Origin of the sequence: Parabacteroides leei (assembly GCF_023369805.1) — a bacterium.
GTDB classification, from domain to species: Bacteria; Bacteroidota; Bacteroidia; order Bacteroidales; family Tannerellaceae; genus Parabacteroides; species Parabacteroides leei.
Genome location: NZ_JAMBQG010000003.1, coordinates 271,079 through 293,118, shown reverse-complemented (window position 1 = coordinate 293,118; position 22,040 = coordinate 271,079). Strand labels below are relative to the sequence as shown.

Sequence of the window (22,040 nt, the reverse complement as noted above, 5' to 3'; positions counted from 1 at the left end):
CAGTAATTATGAAACAATATTGATAAATAAAAGGTTTGTCAGAACCGTACAAATGTACATTGTGAATTATAGACTCTTATAGTTATTAAAGAACAATTCTTTCGTCCATATGATTTTATAGGAGATATTATTAGTAAATTGCAGAAAATAAAATATTTAACCATATATCCATCACTTCACGTTTTACTAATTCTCTAGTATAAATTCTCCGTCAAACAATGTATTATGAAAGGTAAAGAAAACAAGAAAGAAAAGAAGAAGGAAAAGTCTGGAGCCGATAAAATAAAAGCTCAGACTGACTATCAGCGCGAAAAAAAGAGTAAGCAAGACAAAGGCTTTAATCTAATAACTAAGACATAATGGTAAACATACAAAGGGAAGGCATTATTCTTGAAAGTACAGATTTAAGTTTTGAAAACGAAAGCGTAATGAATCCGGCTGTCATAGCCGAAGGAGATACTGTACATATGTTTTACCGTGCAGTGAAAGAGGGTAACTATTCAACTATCGGCTATTGTAGGTTGGAAGGAGCCCTTAAAGTTGTTCAACGAAATGAAGACCCTTTAATCCGGCCTGAGTATGTTTATGAAGCTCAGGGAGTAGAAGACCCACGGATTGTAAAGATCGATGATACCTATTATCTGACTTATACGGCTTATGATGGCAACAGTGCCGTAGGAGCGTTAGCCGTATCTTCCGATTTAGTTCATTTTGAAAAAAAAGGAGTAATTACATCACAGTTTACATTCCGTCAGTTTAAAAGATTGATGACATCGCATGGACATCAGATCGGTAAATATTTCCGTTCTTATAATAAGCGGGAATCAAATACTAATCTTGGAAAAAAGATCTATCTCACAGATAAGAATGTAGTGTTTTTCCCTCGTAAGATTAATGGGAAATTCTACTTTATGCATCGGATCAAACCGGATATACAATTGGTCAGTATCGGGAAACTGGAAGACTTGACCACAAAGTTTTGGACTGATTATTTTATTGATTTTTTCGATCACATTCTGTTGAAACCTCAGTACCGTCATGAGGCAAGTTATATCGGTGCCGGTTGTCCTCCCATTGAAACACCTGAAGGATGGTTGCTTATTTATCATAGCGTATATGATACTCCGGAAGGGTATGTCTATTCTGCCTGTGCCGCTTTATTGGATCTGAATGACCCTTCTATAGAACTGGCGCGATTGCCTTATCCTTTGTTTACTCCCGATACGGATTATGAGTTGCTGGGCATAGTAAACAGAGTTTGTTTCCCTACCGGTACTACTTTGTTTGGTGGCAGACTCTATATTTATTATGGGGCGGCAGACAAATGCATAGCCTGTATATCGGTAGTACTTCAAGAGTTAGTTAATGAATTAATATCCCATAAAAAATGAATAATATATTATGTATAACAACTTTTCCTCCCAGAGAATGTGGCATTGCTACATTTTCAGGCGATTTGATCCGGGCAATTCTGTACAAATTCGGAAATACTTATTCTATTAAAGTTTGTGCATTAGAATCGGATTCGGAAAAACATGTTTATTCTGATACGGTAAAATATAGGTTAAATACTTCAGACGCCAATGACTACACAGTCATTGGCACACAGATCAATCAGGATGCAGTTATAGATCTTGTCCTGATACAACATGAATTTGGCCTGTATAGTGAACATGAAGATGATTTCCTGCAGTTTGTGAAATCAATAACAAAGCCTGTAATAATCGTCTTTCATACTGTATTGTCTAATCCGGTCGCTTCCTTGAAAAAATATCTACTGGAACTGACAAATGCTTGTGCTGCAATTATAGTGATGACGCAGGTTTCCAAACGTATTTTGCTGGAGGATTATCAGATTGAAGAGGATAAAATAGATGTGATACCACATGGAACACACCTCGTTGCTCATCAGGATAAGAGACTGCTGAAAGATAAATATCGAGTCACAGGAAGAAGGATACTTTCAACCTTCGGCTTACTGAGTGCCGGAAAAAGCATTGAAACAACTTTAGAGGCCTTACCTGCCATTGTAAAAGAAAATCCGACAGTCTTGTTTGTCATTATCGGGAAGACACACCCGACTGTGTTTAAAGCAGAAGGAGAGAAATATCGGGAGATGCTGAAAGCCAAAGTTATGGAGCTGGGTATGACTGACCATGTCCGTTTTGTAAATTTCTATCTGGATTTATCCACTTTGCTAGAGTATCTACAGCTGACAGATGTATATCTGTTTACCTCCTGTGATCCTAATCAGGCGGTAAGCGGTACATTTGTTTATGCCTTAAGTTGCGGATGTCCTATTATAGCCACTCCGATTCCTCATGCATTAGAGTTGTTGAAGGATAATTCAGGTATCATCTTCGACTTTAAAAATTCCATCCAGTTGGCTGCGGCAACCAACCGGCTACTGTCGAATGAAAGTCTCCGGTCTAAAATGAGAATAACCGGTTTGCAGAAAACTGCTGCTACCGCTTGGGAGAATGTGGCAATAGCCTATGTCTTATTGATAAAGAGTGTATTGAAAGATAATGACGAACTGCTTTATTCGTTACCTCCGATAAATGTAAGACATATTAAAAGAATGAGCCGGAACTTTGCTATGATCCAGTTCTCTAAAGGCAATCGTCCGGATATTAAAACCGGTTATACGTTGGATGATAATGCCCGGGCATTAATGGCACTTTGTCAGGTCTATGTAGAAATAAGGGATGTCTCCTGCGAAAAGTATATCAGGAGCTATCTGAATTTCATAAAGTATTGTTTGCAACCGGATGGTTCCTTCTTTAATTATGTGGATAAGGAACTGGCTTTTACAAAGCAAAATCAGGAAGTGGGTTTGGAGGATAGTAATGGGAGAGCAATTTGTGCTTTGGGGTATTTTATTTTTCATGGCGATAAATATCCTGATCAATGGACTGCCGAAGCAATCCAGATTTTCAGAAGATCACTTCGGGTGCTTTCTGGTTTTCAGTCTCCGCGTAGTATTGCTTTTGCATTGAAAGGACTTTGCTATTATAACCGACGGTATTCTTGCCCGGAGATTGCCTCATTAATCAATTTGCTGGCTGATAAATTGGTCGGATTTTATAAACAAAGTACAGATGGTGCGTGGTTGTGGTTTGAATCCTACTTGACATATGATAACTGTGTGTTGCCGGAAGCACTACTTTTCGCTTACCAGGCTACCGGAAATGAAAAATATAAAACGATAGCTAAAGAGTCATTCGATTTTCTACTGAAGAACATCTTTGTAGAAGATCGCATCAAAGTGGTTTCCAACCGGGGGTGGCTGCACAAAAAGAAAAAAGGACTGATTTATGGGGAACAACCGATTGACGTGGCAAGTACTGTTATGACATTGGTTACATTTTATAATGTATTTAAGGATAACGATTATTTATTGAAACAGACACAGGCTTTCAACTGGTTTTTAGGTAATAATCATCTTCATCAGATACTTTATAATCCGGCCACAGGAGGTTGTTATGATGGGTTGGAAGAAGATAATATCAATTTGAATCAGGGAGCTGAATCGACAGTTTGCTATTTAATGGCAAGACTTTCTATGCTAAATAATATAAGTTCGAATTTGAGTGTCCCCAAAGGCGATTTCCAGTAAAAATCGGTTGATCGAATTTCATATGATTGAAATTACCTATCTTTGTGGTCAAAGAAAGGTAATCAATGACTCAAAAATATCCATCTGCTTTATTGGAAAATGCAGTAAACGAGTTGGCTTCGCTTCCCGGAGTGGGAAGGAAGACGGCTTTGCGGTTAGCTTTATATATGCTTCGCCGGGATGAAGGCTATACGGAAAACTTTGCGTCCGCCTTACTGGCTTTGCGGAGAGATGTAAAGTATTGTACAGTGTGTCACAATATTTGTGATGACGAAATGTGTTCCATCTGTGCCGATCCTCACCGGGATCATTCGACTGTCTGTGTAGTTGAAAATATCAAAGAAGTGATGGCAATTGAAAACACCGGACAGTTCCGGGGCGTTTATCATGTCCTGGGTGGTATTATTTCTCCTATGGACGGTATTGGCCCGGGTGATCTGCAAATAGACAGTCTGGTGCAGCGCGTAGCCAATGATGAAGTAAAAGAAATCGTACTTGCCCTCAGTACTACAATGGAAGGAGATACTACCAACTTTTTCATCTATCGTAAACTGTCGGCTTATGATGTAAAGATTACGGTCATTGCCCGTGGCGTTTCCATTGGTGACGAGATAGAATATGCAGACGAAATAACGTTGGGTCGTTCTATCGTGAACCGGACCAGTTTTAATGATTCGATAAAAATATAATCTGATTCTTATGTACGAAACCAAGATATCCATTATCATTGTAAACTATAACGTAAAGTATTTTTTGGAGCAATGCCTATACTCGGTCCGTGCTGCTGTTGCTGGTTTTGATGCGGAAGTATTTGTCGTGGATAACAACTCTACGGATGGTTCTGTCGATTATCTCCGCCCCAGGTTCCCGGAAGTGACTTTTATAGAGAACAAGGATAATCCGGGATTTGCCAAGGCTAATAACCAAGCAATCCGTCAATGCAATGGAGAGTACGTGTTATTGCTTAATCCCGATACTGTGATAGGTGAGGAGAGTCTCCGGACTCTTTGTTTCTTTATGGATGAACATCCGAAAGCAGGCGGAATAGGGGTGAAGATGTTGGATGGGCATGGCGCATTCCTGCCTGAGAGTAAGCGTAGTTTCCCTTCTCCCTGGGTTTCGTTCTGTAAAATATTCGGATTATCGAAGTTGTTTCCTAAATCGCGTATATTCTCAAGATATAGTTTGGCTTATCTGGACAAGGAGAAACAACATAAGGTAGACGTGCTGGCCGGTGCGTTTATGCTGCTTCGACACGATGCGTTAGACAAGGTCGGATTGTTAGACGAAGCCTTCTTTATGTATGGTGAAGATATCGATCTGTCGTACCGGATGGTATTAGGTGGTTATAAGAATTATTATATTCCGGAACGTATCCTTCATTACAAAGGAGAAAGTACGAAGCATGGCGATATGAAATATGTGAAGGCCTTTTATGGTGCCATGTTGATCTTTTTTCGGAAATATTATCCTCATTCCGGTTGGCTGATGGGTTTTTTTATAAAACTGGCCATTTTATTGCGTGCTTCATTGGCTGCTTGCTCACGTCTGTTGGGAGTCAAGCAAAAGTCCAGGAGTAAGCATAAACGTTTACTGGTACTTTGTCGTGAGGACAATTTTGAGGCTATCAAGGCTGCTTGTGTGAAACGTATGCCCGAACTGGAACATATAAATCTTTGGGATCTGGATGAAGAACGTGTCATGGATGCCATTTGCCGTCGTAATCAGATGAAGGAATTTACTGATTATGCCATTTGCTATCCGGATGCCCGTTTTGAACAGATGCTTTTGTTAATGGATTCGATGGTCAGTAAGAAAGTTACTTATCATATTTATTGTAAGGAAAGCGGACAATTAATATCACCGGGGAAATAATATGGCACAACTGGAAAACGAAATAATCCGTCTCCGTGCTTTGGAGCCAGAAGATCTGGAACCTCTGTATCGTTGGGAAAATAATCCGGACTTATGGAGCCTGGGGAACACTATGTCTCCTTATTCCCGTTATATATTGAAGGAGTATATCCGGGAATCGCACCGGGATATATTCGACTTGAAGCAATTGCGTCTGATGATCGAACTTCGTTCAACAGGTGCGACCGTCGGTACTGTCGACGTGTATGATTTCGAACCGCATCATCGCCGTGCCGGTATCGGTATTTTACTGGATCCTCTTTATCAAGGAAATGGATTGGCAACTGAAGCAATGAATATTCTGATGGAATATGCATTTTCTTTTTTGAAATTGCATCAGTTATATGTGCATATTCCTGTAGGCAACGAAGCCAGCAAAGCACTCTTTACTCGTTGCGGGTTCATTGTTACGGGTGTTATGACAGATTGGATTCAGACAGAAAATGGATATTCTGATGTTCTGATGATGCAAAAAGTGAATGTCTCTACTGTGTAATAAATCAGTTCAAATAAGGATCTTTCGGATATTTGGTCCATGCTTCATAGTTACTGCCCAACTGTTCGAGAGAGTTTTTCCAGAAGCTTTCTCCATCGGCAAGTAAGATATTTTCTTTGGTAGCATGACTGACTACCCATGAGTTTTTATTGATCTCGCTGCCTAACTGTCCTTTCGTCCATCCTGAATAGCCCAGGAAGAATTTAACTTTCCCTTCAATAGAATGGCCTTTCAACATGTAACGTTTCAAGGCTTCAAAGTCACCATCGAAATAAAGATGGTCTTTTATCTTCACCGAATCAGGCACGATTAAATCTCCTAAAGAATGAATAAAGAACAGTCGGTTGGCACTTACAGGGCCACCCAGGTAGATTGGTATTTCCGGATACTCTTCAAGTTCCGGAAAAAAGGTATTTACTATTAAATCGGTTTTCTTATTTAATACAAATCCCATGGAACCTTCTGTGTTGTGTTCTACAAGTAAAACGACAGAGCGTTGAAAGTAGGCATCTTGCAAGAAAGGTTCGGACATGAGGATACTTCCTTGTGCAGGAAGGACATTATTATGTGTTATTTTAAATATATTATTATATGATGCCATAGTGAAGATTGCTTACTGTGTTAGACAGGGACAATATATGGCTTTTGATGTTAAGAAGCAAACGAAAACCCCGGCATTTGAGTTAATAAGTGTAAAATAAATGCCGGGGTTGTGTTAATTATAGGGTATGATTTTCTTTGAATAGCTTTAAACGCTCTTCCAGAAGGTCATATTGGTGTGGTTTGATGAATGAAGTGCAGGCGCGCAGACCTTCCTGGTTGCTGCCGGTCGTGCTTAAAGAGATGGCACTTACTCCGTAATAGATCAGTTCTTCCATCAACTTTCCGCCGGTCATTCCGGGATAAGCGATCGTAAAATAGAAGCCGTCGGCAATTGGTTCGTCCAGGTCATGATCGTAAACGATCGTGAAGCCGTAGTCGGTAAAGATCTTCTTCAGTCTTTCAGCACGGCGTCCGTATTCTTTTACTTCCGAGATAAAATCGAACTGGCCGTCGGAGGCTGCTTTGAACATGGCTGCCAATGCGACCTGTGCCGAATGGCTCGTTCCTGATGACAGGGCGTACAGTACACGGTGGATGTAAACAGTACCGAAAGTGCCGCTGCCATAACGCTTCGTCAGTCCCGGATAAGCACGGTGGTAAAGTTTGTTGGAGATAGCAGTTACACCGATACGTTGTCCGGCATAGCTGAATGCTTTCGAACCGGATATCTGTAAGATGTAATTATCCGTATAATGCGCAACGCTTGCCTGATAAGGAGCTTCGAAAGGTTTGCCAAGTTCTTTGCGGAAATCCATAGCGAAGTAGGCGAGGTCTTCGATCACGATCGTATCATATTTGTTTGCCATCTCTCCGATGATCTTCAGTTCTTCGTCTGTCAGGCAGAACCAGGCAGGGTTGTTCGGGTTCGAATAGATCATGGCTGCGATATTGCCTTTTGAAAGGTGTTCTTCCAAGATGGCACGCAGTTTCTCTCCGCGATATTCATAGACGTCGAATGATTCGTATTTATATCCTATCACGACGATCTGTTGTTTCTGAACCGGAAATCCGGGATCGATGAAGAGGATGGTGTCTTTTCCTTCCGTGCATTGTCCGCTGGTAAGGAAAGAGGCGAATGTCCCTTGCATGGAACCGGTAACCGGAACACAGCATTCGGGTGCTATATCTATATTAATAAATGCCTTGATGAATCTGGATGCTTCTGCTTTTACTTCCGGCGTACCGTTGATATTCGGATAGATGGAGGCGATGCCGCTCTTTAGTGCGTTTATTTCCGCATCGACACCGACTTGCGCCGCTTTCAGTCCGGGAACGCCCATTTCCATATGTATGAACTCGGTTTTTGTTTCCTGTTCCAATTGTGTGGATATGGCAACAACTTCACGGATTGTAGCTTTCCCGAAATCCGGTAATCCGTAGCCATCTATTATTCGTCTGGCAGTCTGATAATCTACTGGAGTATTCTTCATGTCTGTTATAGTTTATATGGGGGACAAAAGTAAAAAAATAATCGATCCAATGTGAAATATTTGTATGAAACTGTTGTGTAATTAAAAATATTATCTACCTTTGCACCGCAATCGAGAGAGATGCAGTATAAAAACATTGGTTCGGTAGTTCAGCTGGTTAGAATACATGCCTGTCACGCATGGGGTCGCGGGTTCGAGTCCCGTCCGTACCGCGGAAAGCCTAAGTCAATAGGCGCCAAAAAAGAGACAAGTCCTTCATATTCAGTGAATATGAGGGACTTTTTTTATTTATGTTGTCTTAGGAAAAAGCCAAAATAAAGCCAAAAAAAGACATTTAGTGTGTCCCATTTCATACCCCAAACCAAAAAGGGACACAGGGGGTACGAGAAATCAAAGAAAAAGGGGTACGAATTGTCCAAAATTGGCAGTGTGTTGTCGGGAATTGGCAGTCTGCATAAAACTCATTAACAGATAGTTTACTTTAATTTTGTAACATTAAAAAATGAGTTTATGAAAAGTACATTTAAAGTTCTTTTCTTTTTGAAAAGAGACAAGCAAAAATCCGATGGCAGTGTTCCTATCATGTGCCGGATTACAATCGACGGACAAATAAGCCGTTTCAGTACCAAATTAAATGTGCATCCTAAATCATGGGATGTAAAGTCGTCAATGGCTCTGGGCAGAACAAAAGAAGCTGTCGAGATAAATACCTTTCTGGAAACAATTAAAACAGGCTTATACAACGTTTACCATGATTTACTCACCAAAGAGAACAATGTTAATCCTGATCGGGTTAAAAATATCTTTCTTGGTCTTGAAATTAAAAACCAAACCGTACTCGAATTATTCCAACGGCATGTTGATGATATCGCTAAATTGGTTGGTATAAGCAGGGCAAAAGGTACACTTCAAAAATATGACGTAGCCCGTAGGCACATGGCTAATTTTATTAAAGAGTATTATAATGTTGCTGATATTTCTTTGAAAGAGGTAAATCACTCCTTTTTGAGAAATTTTGAAGTGTACCTAATGACAAGCTGCAAATGTAAGGAAAATACTACTGCTAAATTCTTACAGCGATTCCGCACTATTATTCTTTTCGCCAAAAATAACGGTTGGATTCACATTGATCCTTTTGCCAACTATAAAATAAAGTTTAAGAAAGTCGATAGAGGCTATTTAATGCAAGAACAAATAGACGAAATCATGAAGAAACAATTCTCTTCTGAACGTTTGGAGCGAGTAAGAGATATCTTTATTTTTAGCTGTTATACCGGACTTTCCTATATAGACGTAAAAGGATTGGATGAAAGTAATATCCGCATTTCATTTGATAATAATTTGTGGATAATGGGGAAACGTGAAAAGACAGGTACAAGCTACAATATTCCATTACTCGACATTCCAAAGCAAATTATTGAGAAGTATAAAGGGACGATGCCCAATAAGAAAGTTCTCCCTGTTCCAAGCAATCAAAAAGTGAATGAATATCTCAAAGAAATCGGAGCTGTTTGCGGTATTGACAAAGATTTAACATTTCATCTTGCAAGACACACTTTCGCCACTCTTACGCTTACAAAAGGAGTTTCCATTGAAAGTGTATCAAAAATGTTAGGTCATACAAACATAAAAACTACCCAAATTTATGCAAGAATTACCGATGTTAAGGTAAGCAACGATATGGCTTCTTTTGCTGAAAAACTTGAAGAAAGGCGAATCAAATCTAAATCTAATTTAGATAAACTTTTTGAATGCCTTTCATTGCATGAAAAAATGGCTTTATTTAATCTTCCCGGCACTCTGTCTGATGATCCCGAAAGATTAAAGCGTATATCTGTCATGTGGCATAGCCTTTCAGAAGAAGAAAAATTATCTCTCTGGTCTAATACTTTTGAAAATGAAGGCAATCTCACTTTTAAATCGGAAAAAGCCAATACTCAATTAGCTGTTTAACCCACTAATTTTTAATAGTAATGAAAAAAAATGAATATTCAACAGTAATAGCTCTGTTCGACGAGTATAATAAGAATGTATATAAGGTTAAAGCCTTATCTACCTACCTGAAATATGAAGCGGTGAGAAACTATATCGCTGATTACATTAAACAACGATATGGGAAAGTTGATTACTTGCTGTCCGAAATCGACGTCAATTTCATAATAGGTTTTGAAAATTACCTGATGAAGTTTCGCAAATATAACGTAAACACAGCCGCCAAGAAAATAGAATTATTCCGTCGTATTGTAAATATAGCCTGTGAAAAACAGGCTATATCCAACAACCCTTTTAGCCATTACCGGATTAAAAGGCAAGAGGTAGTTCGTGCCTTCCTTTCGGAAAAGGAGTTACAGTCTATTTTGAGCAAAAAGTTTTCGACTAAAAGACTTGAACAAGTAAGGGATGTATTTATCTTTTCCTGTTTTACAGGTCTGAATTATTCAGACTTATCAATGCTAACAACCGAAAATTTTGAAACAGATAAAGACGGTAATCCTATTATCAAAATTATGCGGAGCATGACATATACACCTGTTATAATCCCTTTGCTTTCAGTTCCGCAGAAAATTTTGAATAAGTACAGTCAAAATTTACCGATAGCAAGTAATCAAAAGATGAATGATTATTTGAAAGAAATCGGTGATATTTGCGGTATTGGTAAAAATCTCACTTTCAGGGTTGCAAGAAACACATTTGCGACTACTATTACCTATATGAATGGGGTACCCATTGAAACAATATCCCGAATGTTAGGACATACCAATATAAATACAACCCAAACATTGGTACGAATGGATAACGGAAAGATTGGGCGGGATATGTTGAAATTATCAGAACACCTTACAGGTATGGATACTGCATTAAACCTCTAAAAATATTTATCATGGAATTACAAATTATTCAAAGCAAGATTTATGAAATCCGAGGTATGCGAGTTATGTTGGATTACGATTTGGCTGAATTATATCAGGTTGAAACCAAAAATCTGAAACGTTCTGTTCGTCGGAACATAGACCGTTTTCCTCCGGATTTTATGATTGAACTCTCAAAGGAAGAGTACGATTTTTTAAGGTGCAATTTTGGCACCTTAGAAAATCAAGGACAAGGGCAACACGTAAAATACTTACCTTTTGCATTTACTGAACAGGGTATAGCCCAACTGTCAAGCGTTCTTAACAGCACGTTGGCCATTCAGGTTAATATATCTATTATCAGAGCTTTTGTCGCTTTACGACAATATGCACTGGGTTATGCGGAATTAAATCGTAAATTGGAGGAATTTATGGTGGAAACAAATATGCAGTTTAGTGATATTTACCAAGCTCTTACCGAACTTGCATCACAAAAGGAACTGGAAAATAAACCCCGTAAGCGTATTGGTTATAATGTTCAACAGGATGAAGAATAATATATTATGGAACGAGGATATATAAATATTAAAGAAAATAGTGAAAATCAACTGATTGTTGAAGCAAAACTTGTAAATTGCACCCTGTGGGTAACGAAACATCAAATTGCCGACTTATTTAATGTATTTGTCAATACGATTGGTAACAATCTACGGAGTATATTCAAATCCGGCTTGCTCCGTGAAGAAGATGTTACCCGAATACATAAATTTGAGAGCAACGGGCACCCATGCGAAACGGTACTGTATAATCTGGAAGCACTGATATTTGTCAGCTACCGTGTAGCATCTTTTGAAGCAAAAGCATTTCGGGAATGGGTAATGAAAGCATTAACCGAATATACCCGGACTGATAATAAAAAATCAACAGAAGTTCTGATAGTATATAACCTACACTCAAAACTTCCGGCTATTTCGATGAATTAATAAACGTTTAATACATTTAGATATGAAACACGTATTTTATTTACTTATCGCTGTTTTTATGGTTTCCTGCGGTTCAAACTCATCAACGAGTAATTACGAAAAAACCATTACTGATAACCTGTTAAAAGGGAGCGACACAAAAGAAAATCTCAACTTCAAAATTATTGAGATTAGCGAAACCGGCAACGTTACGGTTGCCGACAGTATCGCCTATCTTACTGATGAATTTCAGAAAAATAATCAACCTAACATCAGTAAGATTGAGCTGGCTAAAAAAATGAGTGAAGATCTACTGGCAAGAGAAAAAAATCAAGCTAAAATTGATAAATACAATGCTGATATTGCACGGATGAGCAATACTATTGATTCTCTAAAAAATCTTACTCCGGATAATCTTAACGGATATGACAGTAAGAATCCGAATGATGTTCTTGCCGTAATTGTTAGATGCAAATACTCAATCGCTCCGGGTGGAACAGCCGTTGAAGAAACATTTGATTTCTACTTATCTCCTGACGGCAGCAAATGCTACGGAAAAACCAGAGCAAAATAAAAATACATATCACAATCCAAATGGAGCCTGTATCGTAAAAATCGGTACAGGCTTTTTTTGTATATAGCTTTCCTTTCTGTGAGGAAAGTTCTGCGTTTTATTATGATAAACGCAAAGCAGACAACCAAATTTCCTTTTTTCTGTACTTCCCTCGGTATAATTTCTTCCTCATTTAGTTATGACCATAAAAAAGGAGGGGTTCGGAGTGAACGAGTATCAGGCGCGAATTTATTTCATGTTTATTGGCTGCACAAGATCAGACGTGTTTTTAAAAAAATCTTCCTCGATTCAAAATCTCTTTTGTAATAGATTTTAAGAAATTATCCGGGCAATAATTATAGCCTCTTTTCTTAAAGAAATGTATCTGCACCCCAATCAGGTACAGGAAAGCGAGTGTATTTTTTTGAAAAATCTTGATGCTGCCAAAAAGCACTGCGTGAGTAAGGCACCTGAAACTCGATCACACCTCACCCTCTCCATACTGGCATAAAAAAAAAGTCAGAAATTATGAGAAGTACAGAAAAAAATAGGAAACAACGACCGACAGCCTACCATCCAATTAGCATAAAATTGGTTTTAAAAATCGTTTTGGCGGTTTTGGGCTTCTGTGTGTGGGGAACAGGGTTTATTTGGGCTTTAGTGGGCTTGTATCTCTTTCTTCCTGTTATACGGGGTATCCTCTCCTTTTTCGTGGGTATGGGTGCTATAATCCTCTTTATTCTCGCAATGCTGACCTTTTTATAATCCCTTAAAATTTAGAGTTATGAGCAAAGTATTTTTATTAGGAGCAAACAAGGAAATTGACAAGGCTATACAGGTTGTTCAAGTCAATCAGGTTATCCAAATGGAGGGTTATAGCTATGACAGATATGTAGTCTATGACATCGTTAAAAATAACTGGGGTATCACTTACAAGCTGATTAACCTACGGAAAAAAGTTTTTCAGACAGCAGACATAATCAGACCATTAAGCGAAAAATTCGGTATCGGTTATTATTACGACAGCGAAAATCCTGAATTTATGGATGGTTTTGAAGTGGCGTTACTTCTTCAGGAAGCGAAAGACATAGTTAAAGCGGAAACAGACGAAGCCGAAAAAGAGAAGATAAGAGTAGAAGAAGTTAAGGTAATAGGGCGTAAACGTTTTGCCGAGATATTTCCCGAAGATGCGCAAGCGGTAATCGTGGCACGTCTGAAACAAAACGAAAGCGATAGTCAAACCGACTATTACGGAAGTAGCACACAACGCACCGTCATTTTAGGCTTTTCCAAACATAAAAGGGATATTTTTTCCGAAATGCGTAAATACGCATCAAACTTCGAGGAAACCGCCTATTTAGCCGAGTTTAACGAGGATTACGAAAATAGGGAAAAATACTCTATGGGTGCAGGGTATTATTTAGGAGAATATAGGCATAGCGGTTGGATAATTAAAAAAGTGCCAGTATATAACCGTGAACGCACTATTGAAGATTTTGCATACACAGCAGGAAGCGAAGATAATATACATATCAGTAAGTCCAACACAACGCCACCAACCAACCAGACAGGGGAAAGTAAATGCGGTTGTACAATGGTTGAGTATTCAGCCAAAGCAGTAGCGGTATTCGGGGAAACCAAAGCAATTAAAGACGAACTAAGAGCAATGGGAGGACGCTTCAACAGTCGATTAACCTTTAATGGGAAAAAAATTAAAGGATGGATTTTCCCGAAATCACAAGAGCAAAGGTTAGCCTATTATTTCGGATTGGATTAAACAATGTAGAACACAGGGCAGAGCCTATCTGCCCTACTAAAAACAATCACCATGAGAGTAGATATAGATATGAAATTCATCCACAGGTATAATAAAAACCTATCCTGTATAATTCTCGCAGAAACTGCAAAAGGGTGGAAAGTCAGCCAAACGGAAACCTTTGCCAACCCAAGAAAGAAGCCAAAAGTAACCGTCCAATTCTATCATGCAATTTGGTTTGATGACCAAAAAGGAGAATGGGACGCAGTAAATAATTAACAATCAAAAAACAATATATCATGTATTACGGATTAAAGAACCCCAATAGAAAACAAGAGTTCATTAATAGAATGAACCAACAAATTAAAGTAAATGAGAACCTTATAAAAGGTTTGGAAACGTGTGAGCCGTTTATCAGAGCCTTTAATGGCAAGGTAGCCAATTCAAAGCTAATTAAAGCCATATACACCGCAGAGAACCCGAACAACCTTTCTTACAGCATCACCGAAAAAAGAGGATGTAAAGGCATTGCAATCGGTATATCTGACAATAATCACAGAATGTATGCAAGTGTGGAGGGCAAAACATGGAATTATCTGACATCATACAACTGCGTTTTTCTCCTGCCAACAACCAAGCCTGATGAAAATTCACAAGACAGGATAAATGCGGATGAAGCAATCAAGCAAATTGAAATAGAAAAAGAATACCTCACAATTCTAATACAAGAATGTAAAGCCGATTTACAGATGTATGATGAAGAAATAACCGCATGGGAAGAACTTGAAAGGCAGATTGAAGCCTATGAACAAAAGTTCTCACCCAATCTGCGAGGAACTATAACAATGAGTGCAAGATAAAAGAAGTCAAACACGGGGCAGTAACCCTGCCCCACAAAATAACAGTCATGAAATACAGAGAATTGTCAGCATACGAAAAATTGCAAAAGATACAGGACATCAATTTTTGCAGGGCAGAACGCCACAATGTAGCTATATATCTGAACGCATTAAGACGTAACGACAGGGCGATAATAGAGGAATACGAGAGTTTTGGAAATACCCCTCGCCAGTTATTAATGAATAAACGAGAGTACGAAAGACATTTAGTATTTGGCTTCATTAAAAAGGAATTTAACGAATACGGTTGGTTGGAAAGACCTGATTTTTTGGAACGTGAAGAAATACAATTCCCACATCGGGACGGTTGGGCGGTATCTAACCATATCACACTGGGTAAAGGCTTAAACGGAAAATGGACTTATGGAATGAGTTACTCTCACAGTACAGGCGGATCAGGCTATGGGCTTAATGTATGGGGTAAAATATTCGACAATAGAAAAGACTGCCTGAAAGCAGCATTAAATGAAATGCTTACAGGACTTGAAAAAGACAGCAGTAAGACCGACCGATATGCAATCAATGTATTAAAACAAGCGAAAGCCTTATTTGACGAGATTACAGGGCGTAAACCTGTACAATTAGAATTATCATTCTTTTAATAAATCCAATCAATATGAAACCGAATAAAATAGCAATTATGTATAAGGGAGTTGTACATTTCCTGAACAGGGTAACAGGCGAAAGCAAGCATTATCAAATAGCTTTTGAAACTGACCGTTGGAGCATCCGTTTTTATCTGTTACAGAACGGTCAAATCCGAATAATCATAAATAAGTCTATCAAAAAGAGCGAAACGGAATATCATACGCATTTCTGCTATGACTGTTATTGCACACTTGATAAGAATGGTTTATTTCTCGATGACGTTCACGATCCTGCCACTTGCCGAAAGATAACCAACCCTACTAAATGGTTTACCATTGAACCCATGTTAAGGGATATTCACAACCAGTTAAAAGAAGAACTGGAAGCCTTGCACCCTTTCGACCTGATACACGATATAAGAGATTTAGAACACTTCATATACAGGAAAATGGAAGAATACGGAAAGGTAGAATTTACCGTAAACAACTCCCTACGTTTCGGTATCGGTGAAAATGCCTATACCACAAGCGAAGAAGCATTGAAAGCCAAAGAAAAAGAACCTGTTGTTTTGCTAAATCTATTCAATGGCAATCATATAATATCTAAAGACACTATCATCTTTTTCCTGTACTGGCTTTTGGACAGGGATAAAGAATTAAGTGTATCAGACGGACAAAAATTGAAAACGGTTGTCAGATCATTTGAGGAAAGTCCCAAAAAGCCGAATGAATGGTCTTTGCAAACTCTTAATACGTGGTGGCAATGGCTTAGTTTTGATGAATTTGAAGATATTACAGGTATAGAGCAGGACAGAGACGGCAATAATGAAATAGATGCAAAATTCCTTGATGATGCCAACCAATTTTGGCAAAATAAAACCTTTCAAGAAAAAATCAAAATTTATCAATCCAATTCACACTTACATGAGATTGTAAAAGAAAGGATTGAAGCATATGAATAACCAAAGGGCGGAGTAATCCGCCCATAATCTCAAAAAGCATGAAATTGAAAGTAAATAAAACAAATAAGACCTGCACAATTAGCGGACTAACTTCAACCGAAGTTGATGTAATATTGGGAATCGTAGATACTGCTAACAGGCGATGTTTCCGAGAACAAGAAGATAGCGGAGAATGGTATAGCAACGATGATTTTGTACTATCACTTACCGATGAACAACGACAAGCGTTGTCAAAAATCGGAGAAGAAATACAGCAAATTTATAACAGTTAATTATCAATATCATGGCACAGGAAAAAATAGACGATTGGATGCAAGATGCCAAAGACCTTGCAAAAGCGGAACGGGAACTCAAAATAGAACATTGGGTATATATAACCTTTGAAGTAAGGGACGAGGACAGAAACCGTGAAATACTACATATAATCGACATCCCTCGTGCCATGTTAGACCGTTGGCGGTGGGTTATTGAGTGGCGCAGGGCAAAATTGGTATGTAAATACCCCCGTAAGAAAATTTGGGTATATCACTGTGCATACGACAAGCGGACGGGATTGCAAACAGGTTTTGACTTCCTTTTAGGCAAAGTAGCTTCGGCAAAAGCGCAGATAACTAAGGTAGAAAGGGCAATCGCCAAATATATCGACTATATGACACACAATGACCTGTTTTTCAATCTTGAAACGGATGAAAAGTTACTCAAAGCCAAAGCCAAATTGGAACAGAAAAAGAAAAATTATAATGAAGCGTATGCCATTTTACAGGCAGAAGTCATCAAGCATAAACAGAACAGCACCATGTATAAATTATTTATTGGATTCAAAAAGTTGGGCGAGTTCAGCTCTATAATGGAAGCCAAGAAATACGCAGATAATAGCGGACTATCAGGTACTTTTAACCTGATTGGAGACAAGTATCAAGATAATTGGTATGTTTCCTCAATGCAAGTACAAACCTCTAAATAACAAAGAATATGACAACAATAAAAGACATAGATGGAAACATAATTGAAGTAACAGATTTGAACGCCGCCATTGACGAATGTAAGCGTTGTAAAGACAGTCCGTATAAAATGGAAAGCGGACACACCGTAGGCGAAAATTATGCCTATATGTTGGAACAACTGCTCCCGCTTCAACAACAAAGCCGTCGTTCACGTTGGTTGGAAGGTACAGAAATGCGCTACAATCAGGGCAAGCGTTTTACAAAAATGGATATTGCCTATGAAATCGGTCGGCACGAACCGTATCACCCTGCCTCTCTCTATTGGGATAGCCTGCGTCGAGAGGAACTTGTAGCGTTCTTCAATGAAATGTTCGGTACAGATATTCGTTGAATTTTCCTCTTTATACACGAAAAAATCCCGACGGAACACCGTCGGGATAGCTATTATATCACTAAATATTTTTTAGATTATCCTAATACAGTGAGTATTAAAATCTTTTAGTTAAATTCACGCCGTAATAAAAGTTATACAATATGTCAGAATCAATTAAAACCAACAATATACCAGAACAATGGGTTGCTTATTTCAGCCACATCGAAGATCATCCCGCTAACGTCCTGATGAACCTCGCGCTGGTAGACTTAGCCCCAATAGATAACCTCAAAGAGTTGCTGCTATTTACTATTCAGATGCTCTCCGCAGATGAAAACGGATTATTCACGGCAGAAGAAGAATCCGAGGTACTACACAGCATCCAAGAAGAAATCATCGAGGCTACCGAAAAGAAAAATGTCATCGTCGCAGGAATCGTTAAGTCAAACGGTCTGATGAATATGTACCTTTATGTAAAACACGGAAAAGAATGCGAGGAACTCTTAAAGTCCGTCATGAATGTACATCCCGAATACTCGTACAACATTGAAGTGCAGAAAGACAAGGATTGGAATACCTACTTCGACTTGTTGTACCCATCCAAATACGAACTGCAAACCATAGAAAACCAGTCGGTCTTATTCCAACTGGATCAGGACGGCGACGACTTCAGCAAAGAAAGGGAAGTGGATCACTTTATCTATTTCCCGACCGAAGAAGGGCGAGAGCAGTTTATTCGGGAAGTCGAAACGCTCGGATATAAAGTGGCGCTAAAAGAAACCGTAGATCATGGCGATTCCTATCATTTCGCATTGCAAATCTCCCGGCTAAACAATGTCATGCCCTCAGAGATTAACGAATATACATGGGAGTTAGTAACATTGGGTAATGACTACGGTGCCAAATACGACGGTTGGGGATGCTGCCCACAAAACAGCAGATAAAATATAGCTGATATAAAATAAACAGACGCGCGGTTTCCGCCCGTTACTATTCTTATGAGATCTGCAAATTATTTGAGAGAAAATATACAAATAATTTGCAGATCAAATGACATTATTTAATTTTTAGCAAGTTTCAATATCCTAATTGCCCCTCTTATAACAATAAGGAATACAATACTACCGATAATAAGGTCGGGTATCTGATTATTCAACTGCCATACTAAGAATCCGGCAAGAATTACCCCTGCATTTATTATTACATCGTTGGATGAAAAGATGATACTTGCCTGAATATGGGCATCTTTGCTCTTCGTCCTTTGAAGTAAAAGCAAACATATAACATTAGCAATCAAAGCAAGTACGGATATACCTATCATTGTTTGAAAAACAGGCATTTCCTCTGTACCTGTAAACCGTCTGATTACCTCTATAAAACCAACGGCAGCCAAAAGTATCTGGAAATATCCGCAAATCATAGCAACACGCTTCTTACGGCTTACGGCTGCACCGACTGCAAACAAACTTAATCCATAAACAAAAGCATCAGCAAGCATATCAAGGCTATCAGCAACCAATCCCATAGATTTGGATATAATACCCGTTGACATTTCAATCAGGAAAAAGCCGAAGTTAATAGCCAGTACAATCCAAAGGACTTTACGCTGTTTGCTATTTTCCTCTGCCTGGACTTCTCCTGTTACTTCTTTACTTTCAATAAAGCGTGAACCGAGATTCAAGGTAGCAAGCTGCTTTTCGATTTCCTGATAGTCGCCTGTATGGTAAACAGTAAATATCCTGCCTTTCAGGTCAAATTCCTGCTTTGCAACACCCTCTATATTTTGGAGTTTCATCCGAATGAGGTTTTCCTCACTCGGACAATCCATTTGTTCAATTTTAAAAATTGATTTATTCATTTTACAATTTAATTATAATCCCGGTATTCAGGATGAAACCGTCCAACGGTGCATAAATGTCCCGAAATTCAGGATTAGTCATCGAACCCGTATGAATGGTATCAAACCTTGTCTGCCGTCTGTCGGTAAAGTTCTCAAAGTTAGCATATATTGAGAACTTTTCCCAAATTCGTTGCATCATTAATCCGAAGACAAGGTAATCCTTACCTGTTTTACCGTCATTCAAATTTTGTTTTCCGGTATAATAAGCTTCCAATCCGATTTTCCATTTATCTTCCACCTCATACATTAAAACAGAATTGATTTTATGTTTCGGGGTTAAGGTTTTTTGGTAGCTTCTGCCGTCTTCCTTTACATCAGCATCCGTATAGGTATATCCGAGAAATAAACCGAAATCCTTATACTTAATTTTCATATTGGTTTCAGCCCCTTTACTATCCACGTGACCGTTAATGTTATTAAACTGCCAACGATTATTTTCAGCAGCTTGCAGTTCAAGCGGATTTTTCAGGTAAGTATAAAAGAATAACTGGTTTATACTTAAAAATACTTGGTCGCCGAACAAACCCGTTTTATAAGTAAAATCCACATTTGCCCCATAACTCCTTTCCAGTTTGTTCCTGTTGTCATCTATCGGCAAGACATTCTGAAACTGGATGCGTTCGCTATCTTCCGAAAAAATGGTAGGTGCTTTATATCCGAACCCACCACCTACACGGGATGAAAATTTCTCCGTTATCTTGAAATGAGAAGATATACGGGGTAGAACTGCAAAACCGTAATCGTTAATATAATCGGTACGCAATCCGCTTTCAAGATTCATCCAGTCCGTTATTTTCGTATTGTTCTGTACAAATACGCCTACGGTAGTCATATTGTAATCACGTAAAGGAAAATCGGTCAGTTTTTCTTCGGTAAACTTATCCGTCCACACATTCGCACCCGCTACCCATTCCGTTTTTTCTTTTGTATGTATATAAGATACTTCTGAAAAAGACGATAACTGGTCGCCGTCAAATTTGAAATCGGGAATCTCAATCTTACGGCTGAAATAAGTAATGCTGTTCTTTACATTTAATCTGTTTTGTTTGTCGAAACGATGTTCAAATGTAAGTTGGCTTGAATGCCTTTGTGTCTTGTTTCTTTCAAAATAGGAATGTTCTTCGTTTCCCTTATCTTTTACATACTCCATATCACCACCCAGACGGTTTTCAATCATGGAGTTTATACCGAAATTAAAATCTGTGTTTTCAGACAGGTACAAGAATAGCTTAGGATTAAATACAAACCTGTCGAACTTTGGTATTGCCGTAAAGCCAACATCTGACGGATCATAAGCCCAGTTACGGTTATACGATGCAAAAACGGTAGTACCTACCTTGTTGAATTTCTGACCGAAAAAGCTGTTTACATCAAGCCCTTTACCTGTTGTCCCATTCAGGTGGATTGAGAAATCCCTTTCCTTTTCAGGCGTTTTCGATATAAGGTTTACCAGTCCCGCAATAGCACCGCCACCGTATAAAGTAGAAGAAGAACCTTTTATTATTTCAACCTGCTTTAAATCGAGCGGTGGTGTCTGTAATAAACCTAATCCGCTTGCTGCACCTGAAAATACGGGAAAACCGTCTTTTAGTATCTGTGTATATCTACCGTCCAAACCTTGAATGCGAATAGATGAATTACCCGATATGGCTGATGTTTGTTGTGTCATAATACCCGTGCTTTCATTCAGAAGCATACGTATATCTCCGGGTTTCATCACTCCTTTTTCGCCTAACTCTTCGGCATTTATAAATTCAATACGGGTAGGAATATCTTTAAAAGTACGTGTCCCCCTTGTTGAAGAAACAACTACTTCCTGCAATGTTTCTTCATCAGGCTCAACCCTGATAACGATAGGTTCATCCGAAGCCAACGGGAATGTAAATTCTTTTATGGTCTTTTCATATCCTACATAAGTAATTTCAAACCTCTGTTTACCGTCTGGAATATTGGAGAGTACCGCTAATCCTTCAGCATCAGAAGATGTTCCGTTCGTAGTATTTTGAAGTATAATATTAGCACCGATTAAAGGCTCTTTGTTATCACAGTCTATTAGTTTAACGTTAAGTGTATTTTGAGCGAAAATATTGGAAATGCTGAATACTAAGAATAGCATCAGTATAATTTTTGTTTTCATTTTATTTCTTGTTTTTAAATCTTCAACTATAAATGATATGAGGATTACGATATTAC

The 22,040-nt window shown here is 38.6% G+C and carries 24 protein-coding genes, 1 tRNA gene and 1 pseudogene; 22 read left to right on the top strand and 4 right to left on the bottom strand.

Translation table 11 applies throughout. The features are described from left to right. Nucleotides 1–225 precede the first annotated feature (225 nt). The 6 genes from M1P97_RS26260 (at nt 226) to M1P97_RS07105 (ending at nt 6,029) form a co-directional block, all read left to right on the top strand. Nucleotides 226–360, top strand: coding sequence for a hypothetical protein (locus tag M1P97_RS26260; protein WP_262893279.1), 135 nt, complete (start codon nt 226–228; stop codon nt 358–360). Next, nucleotides 360–1,391: a glycoside hydrolase family 130 protein gene (locus tag M1P97_RS07125; RefSeq protein WP_195372139.1), complete on the top strand. Its 1,032-nt coding sequence runs from the start codon at nt 360–362 to the stop codon at nt 1,389–1,391. Before M1P97_RS26260 ends, M1P97_RS07125 begins: the two co-directional genes overlap by 1 nt. Next, nucleotides 1,388–3,619, top strand: coding sequence for a glycosyltransferase (locus M1P97_RS07120; protein WP_249388703.1), 2,232 nt, complete (start codon nt 1,388–1,390; stop codon nt 3,617–3,619). The genes M1P97_RS07125 and M1P97_RS07120 overlap by 4 nt, the downstream gene beginning before the upstream one ends. A 65-nt stretch (nt 3,620–3,684) precedes the next feature. After that, the gene (recR, locus tag M1P97_RS07115; protein WP_195372137.1) at nt 3,685–4,308 is read left to right on the top strand and encodes a recombination mediator RecR; all 624 of its coding nucleotides are present in this window, start codon (nt 3,685–3,687) and stop codon (nt 4,306–4,308) included. Between the two features lie 10 nt (nt 4,309–4,318). Then, nucleotides 4,319–5,494 (top strand): glycosyltransferase family 2 protein, encoded by a 1,176-nt coding sequence (locus tag M1P97_RS07110; RefSeq protein ID WP_249388702.1) that lies wholly within the window; start codon nt 4,319–4,321, stop codon nt 5,492–5,494. 1 nt (nt 5,495) lies between these two features. After that, nucleotides 5,496–6,029, top strand: a complete 534-nt coding sequence (locus M1P97_RS07105) for a GNAT family N-acetyltransferase (protein WP_249388701.1) — start codon at nt 5,496–5,498, stop codon at nt 6,027–6,029. A 4-nt stretch (nt 6,030–6,033) separates the two neighbouring features. On the opposite strand, the gene M1P97_RS07100 is transcribed toward M1P97_RS07105, so the two are convergent. Together M1P97_RS07100 and M1P97_RS07095 are read right to left on the bottom strand one after the other, a co-directional pair. Beyond that, nucleotides 6,034–6,630 carry a YqgE/AlgH family protein gene (locus M1P97_RS07100; protein WP_195372134.1) on the bottom strand — a complete coding sequence of 199 codons (597 nt, stop codon included), beginning with the start codon at nt 6,628–6,630 and terminating at the stop codon, nt 6,034–6,036. A 118-nt stretch (nt 6,631–6,748) separates the two neighbouring features. Further along, nucleotides 6,749–8,062 (bottom strand): aminotransferase class I/II-fold pyridoxal phosphate-dependent enzyme, encoded by a 1,314-nt coding sequence (locus M1P97_RS07095; RefSeq protein WP_249388700.1) that lies wholly within the window; start codon nt 8,060–8,062, stop codon nt 6,749–6,751. A gap of 138 nt (nt 8,063–8,200) precedes the next feature. Here M1P97_RS07095 and M1P97_RS07090 point away from each other — a divergent pair. The 16 genes and pseudogenes from M1P97_RS07090 (at nt 8,201) to M1P97_RS07015 (ending at nt 18,891) form a co-directional block, all read left to right on the top strand. Continuing rightward, nucleotides 8,201–8,274 (top strand) — tRNA-Asp (locus M1P97_RS07090). Between the two features lie 298 nt (nt 8,275–8,572). Then, nucleotides 8,573–9,763 (top strand): annotated as a pseudogene (locus M1P97_RS07085) (site-specific integrase); the annotation flags it as partial. Between the two features lie 272 nt (nt 9,764–10,035). Next, entirely contained in the window at nt 10,036–10,932 is an 897-nt protein-coding gene (locus M1P97_RS07080; protein WP_129733282.1) for a site-specific integrase, read from the top strand. An 11-nt stretch (nt 10,933–10,943) separates the two neighbouring features. Next, nucleotides 10,944–11,468, top strand: coding sequence for an ORF6N domain-containing protein (locus tag M1P97_RS07075; RefSeq protein WP_129733283.1), 525 nt, complete (start codon nt 10,944–10,946; stop codon nt 11,466–11,468). Nucleotides 11,469–11,474: 6 nt separating this feature from the next. Then, nucleotides 11,475–11,894: a virulence RhuM family protein gene (locus tag M1P97_RS07070; protein WP_129733284.1), complete on the top strand. Its 420-nt coding sequence runs from the start codon at nt 11,475–11,477 to the stop codon at nt 11,892–11,894. A gap of 22 nt (nt 11,895–11,916) precedes the next feature. Continuing rightward, nucleotides 11,917–12,447, top strand: coding sequence for a hypothetical protein (locus M1P97_RS07065; protein WP_129733285.1), 531 nt, complete (start codon nt 11,917–11,919; stop codon nt 12,445–12,447). A gap of 507 nt (nt 12,448–12,954) precedes the next feature. Beyond that, nucleotides 12,955–13,191: a hypothetical protein gene (locus M1P97_RS07060; RefSeq protein ID WP_203558333.1), complete on the top strand. Its 237-nt coding sequence runs from the start codon at nt 12,955–12,957 to the stop codon at nt 13,189–13,191. 19 nt (nt 13,192–13,210) lie between these two features. Beyond that, nucleotides 13,211–14,203, top strand: coding sequence for a fusion protein (locus M1P97_RS07055; RefSeq protein ID WP_129733287.1), 993 nt, complete (start codon nt 13,211–13,213; stop codon nt 14,201–14,203). Nucleotides 14,204–14,254: 51 nt separating this feature from the next. Further along, complete coding sequence (locus M1P97_RS07050; protein ID WP_129733288.1) at nt 14,255–14,461, top strand: hypothetical protein; 207 nt, start codon at nt 14,255–14,257, stop codon at nt 14,459–14,461. Between the two features lie 20 nt (nt 14,462–14,481). Beyond that, a complete protein-coding gene (locus M1P97_RS07045) occupies nt 14,482–15,042 on the top strand; it encodes a hypothetical protein (protein WP_129733289.1) in 561 nt (186 codons plus the stop codon). A gap of 47 nt (nt 15,043–15,089) precedes the next feature. Next, entirely contained in the window at nt 15,090–15,683 is a 594-nt protein-coding gene (locus M1P97_RS07040) for a hypothetical protein (protein ID WP_129733290.1), read from the top strand. A gap of 14 nt (nt 15,684–15,697) precedes the next feature. After that, a complete protein-coding gene (locus M1P97_RS07035) occupies nt 15,698–16,630 on the top strand; it encodes a hypothetical protein (RefSeq protein ID WP_129733291.1) in 933 nt (310 codons plus the stop codon). 38 nt (nt 16,631–16,668) lie between these two features. Further along, a complete protein-coding gene (locus M1P97_RS07030) occupies nt 16,669–16,902 on the top strand; it encodes a hypothetical protein (RefSeq protein ID WP_129733292.1) in 234 nt (77 codons plus the stop codon). An 11-nt stretch (nt 16,903–16,913) separates the two neighbouring features. After that, nucleotides 16,914–17,594 carry a hypothetical protein gene (locus M1P97_RS07025; RefSeq protein ID WP_129733293.1) on the top strand — a complete coding sequence of 227 codons (681 nt, stop codon included), beginning with the start codon at nt 16,914–16,916 and terminating at the stop codon, nt 17,592–17,594. Nucleotides 17,595–17,602: 8 nt separating this feature from the next. Next, nucleotides 17,603–17,965: a hypothetical protein gene (locus M1P97_RS07020; protein ID WP_229058435.1), complete on the top strand. Its 363-nt coding sequence runs from the start codon at nt 17,603–17,605 to the stop codon at nt 17,963–17,965. A gap of 143 nt (nt 17,966–18,108) precedes the next feature. After that, nucleotides 18,109–18,891, top strand: coding sequence for a DUF695 domain-containing protein (locus M1P97_RS07015; RefSeq protein ID WP_129733294.1), 783 nt, complete (start codon nt 18,109–18,111; stop codon nt 18,889–18,891). A gap of 116 nt (nt 18,892–19,007) precedes the next feature. Here M1P97_RS07015 and M1P97_RS07010 read toward each other — a convergent pair whose 3' ends face one another. Further along, nucleotides 19,008–19,805 carry a cation diffusion facilitator family transporter gene (locus M1P97_RS07010; RefSeq protein WP_129733295.1) on the bottom strand — a complete coding sequence of 266 codons (798 nt, stop codon included), beginning with the start codon at nt 19,803–19,805 and terminating at the stop codon, nt 19,008–19,010. 1 nt (nt 19,806) lies between these two features. Continuing rightward, nucleotides 19,807–21,984: a TonB-dependent receptor gene (locus M1P97_RS07005; protein WP_129733296.1), complete on the bottom strand. Its 2,178-nt coding sequence runs from the start codon at nt 21,982–21,984 to the stop codon at nt 19,807–19,809. Between the last annotated feature and the right edge of the window lie 56 nt (nt 21,985–22,040).

What these genes read in the sequence shown, in the direction of transcription:
- M1P97_RS07020 (WP_229058435.1), top strand. Translation starts at nt 17,603, where the DNA reads ATGACAACAATAAAAGACATAGATGGAAACATAATTGAAGTAACAGAT.
- M1P97_RS07045 (WP_129733289.1), top strand. Translation starts at nt 14,482, where the DNA reads ATGTATTACGGATTAAAGAACCCCAATAGAAAACAAGAGTTCATTAAT.
- M1P97_RS07060 (WP_203558333.1), top strand. Translation starts at nt 12,955, where the DNA reads ATGAGAAGTACAGAAAAAAATAGGAAACAACGACCGACAGCCTACCAT.
- M1P97_RS07005 (WP_129733296.1), bottom strand. Translation starts at nt 21,984, where the DNA reads ATGAAAACAAAAATTATACTGATGCTATTCTTAGTATTCAGCATTTCC.
- M1P97_RS07010 (WP_129733295.1), bottom strand. Translation starts at nt 19,805, where the DNA reads ATGAATAAATCAATTTTTAAAATTGAACAAATGGATTGTCCGAGTGAG.
- M1P97_RS07110 (WP_249388702.1), top strand. Translation starts at nt 4,319, where the DNA reads ATGTACGAAACCAAGATATCCATTATCATTGTAAACTATAACGTAAAG.
- M1P97_RS07120 (WP_249388703.1), top strand. Translation starts at nt 1,388, where the DNA reads ATGAATAATATATTATGTATAACAACTTTTCCTCCCAGAGAATGTGGC.
- M1P97_RS07105 (WP_249388701.1), top strand. Translation starts at nt 5,496, where the DNA reads ATGGCACAACTGGAAAACGAAATAATCCGTCTCCGTGCTTTGGAGCCA.
- M1P97_RS07065 (WP_129733285.1), top strand. Translation starts at nt 11,917, where the DNA reads ATGAAACACGTATTTTATTTACTTATCGCTGTTTTTATGGTTTCCTGC.
- M1P97_RS07070 (WP_129733284.1), top strand. Translation starts at nt 11,475, where the DNA reads ATGGAACGAGGATATATAAATATTAAAGAAAATAGTGAAAATCAACTG.
- M1P97_RS26260 (WP_262893279.1), top strand. Translation starts at nt 226, where the DNA reads ATGAAAGGTAAAGAAAACAAGAAAGAAAAGAAGAAGGAAAAGTCTGGA.
- M1P97_RS07050 (WP_129733288.1), top strand. Translation starts at nt 14,255, where the DNA reads ATGAGAGTAGATATAGATATGAAATTCATCCACAGGTATAATAAAAAC.
- M1P97_RS07075 (WP_129733283.1), top strand. Translation starts at nt 10,944, where the DNA reads ATGGAATTACAAATTATTCAAAGCAAGATTTATGAAATCCGAGGTATG.
- M1P97_RS07025 (WP_129733293.1), top strand. Translation starts at nt 16,914, where the DNA reads ATGGCACAGGAAAAAATAGACGATTGGATGCAAGATGCCAAAGACCTT.
- M1P97_RS07095 (WP_249388700.1), bottom strand. Translation starts at nt 8,062, where the DNA reads ATGAAGAATACTCCAGTAGATTATCAGACTGCCAGACGAATAATAGAT.
- M1P97_RS07030 (WP_129733292.1), top strand. Translation starts at nt 16,669, where the DNA reads ATGAAATTGAAAGTAAATAAAACAAATAAGACCTGCACAATTAGCGGA.
- recR (WP_195372137.1), top strand. Translation starts at nt 3,685, where the DNA reads ATGACTCAAAAATATCCATCTGCTTTATTGGAAAATGCAGTAAACGAG.
- M1P97_RS07080 (WP_129733282.1), top strand. Translation starts at nt 10,036, where the DNA reads ATGAAAAAAAATGAATATTCAACAGTAATAGCTCTGTTCGACGAGTAT.
- M1P97_RS07100 (WP_195372134.1), bottom strand. Translation starts at nt 6,630, where the DNA reads ATGGCATCATATAATAATATATTTAAAATAACACATAATAATGTCCTT.
- M1P97_RS07040 (WP_129733290.1), top strand. Translation starts at nt 15,090, where the DNA reads ATGAAATACAGAGAATTGTCAGCATACGAAAAATTGCAAAAGATACAG.
- M1P97_RS07035 (WP_129733291.1), top strand. Translation starts at nt 15,698, where the DNA reads ATGAAACCGAATAAAATAGCAATTATGTATAAGGGAGTTGTACATTTC.
- M1P97_RS07125 (WP_195372139.1), top strand. Translation starts at nt 360, where the DNA reads ATGGTAAACATACAAAGGGAAGGCATTATTCTTGAAAGTACAGATTTA.
- M1P97_RS07055 (WP_129733287.1), top strand. Translation starts at nt 13,211, where the DNA reads ATGAGCAAAGTATTTTTATTAGGAGCAAACAAGGAAATTGACAAGGCT.
- M1P97_RS07015 (WP_129733294.1), top strand. Translation starts at nt 18,109, where the DNA reads ATGTCAGAATCAATTAAAACCAACAATATACCAGAACAATGGGTTGCT.